General features: G+C 51.1%; 1 protein-coding gene and 1 pseudogene. Both read left to right on the forward strand.

Features of this window, described 5'->3' with window-relative positions:
• The first annotated feature begins 252 nt into the window (after nt 1-252).
• Entirely contained in the window at nt 253-378 is a 126-nt protein-coding gene (locus KDM89_RS22770; RefSeq protein ID WP_268977894.1) for a hypothetical protein, read from the forward strand.
• Between the two features lie 50 nt (nt 379-428).
• Nucleotides 429-1,206, forward strand: a pseudogene (locus KDM89_RS19080) (IS3 family transposase); the annotation flags it as partial.

Below are 1,206 nucleotides of genomic sequence, written 5' to 3' on the forward strand. Positions count from 1 at the left end.
CTGCAAGTGCGTGCTGCCATCTTGAATCGCTTCAGCATGCTGGGCCGTCCATGCACGGTGGCGGTGGCGTAAATCGGTCTGGGGGAAGGGGTGTCTCGACCTGTTCAGGATTTGTGCAACAGCGCCCTTTGGAACTACTAACTACACCGGCGCGCAAGAAGCGACGTCCCAACTATTCACCGGAATTCAGGAAGCAACTGGCGCAGCGAGTAGCAGAACTCGGCGTTTCAGTCTCTCGCCCGGCACAGGAGAATGGCATCTGTACATCCGATTGACAGACCTGATGCTGTCACAGCTCAGGAAGTTCTCACGGATCGTTCCGGTGTGATCGAAATCCAGATGGCCGGTGCTGTCGTGGGTAATCATCCCGAAAATTAACAGGCGCTAAAAGTAGAATTTTCTCGTACTATCAACGCAGGAGATTCTTCATGAAAACATCCAAATTCAGTGACAGCCAGATACTGGCTATCTTAAAGCAGGCAGAAGCAGGTGCACCTGTACCTGAACTTTGCCGTGAACATGGCATGAGCTCTGCCACTTTTTACAAATGGCGCGCCAGATTTGGCGGGATGGATGCTTCTATGATGGCGCGTCTGAAAGAGCTTGAATCGGAAAATGCCCGGCTGAAAAAAATGTATGCCGAAGAGCGACTCAAAGCGGAGATTCTCAAAGAGACCATTGAAAAAAGTGGTGAAGTCGTCGCGCCGGCGGGAGCTGGCGCAAAAGGCGGTGCAGGAAAAATCCATTCCGGTCAGACTGGCCTGTACGATGTTTGGTATCAGCGAAACCTGCTACCGGTATCAACCCCGGCTGGCAGATGAAAATGCTGAAATTGCAGACTGGCTGCTGCAGTTGACCACAACTCACCGTAACTGGGGTTTTGGCATGTGCATCTATTACCTGCGAAACCTCAAACGCTTTGACTGGAACCATAAACGCGTGCGAAGGATTTATCGTGAGCTGGAGCTGAATTTGCGGATGAAGCCAAAGAAACGCTTGAAACGCGAAATACCGGATGCACTGGTGGTACCTGAAGCCATCAATCATTGCTGGTCGATGGACTTTATGCATGATCAGCTTGAAGATGGCCGCAGCTTCAGGTTACTGAATATCATTGACGACTTTAATCGCGAAGGACTGGCGATTAAGGTCGATTTCTCACTACCGTCAGAGCGGGTCATCCGAACGCCAAATCAGGTGATTGAG

Origin of the sequence: Cognatundibacterium luofuense (genome assembly GCF_018139685.1) — a bacterium.
Lineage (GTDB): Bacteria > Pseudomonadota > Gammaproteobacteria > Burkholderiales > Burkholderiaceae_D > Undibacterium > Undibacterium luofuense.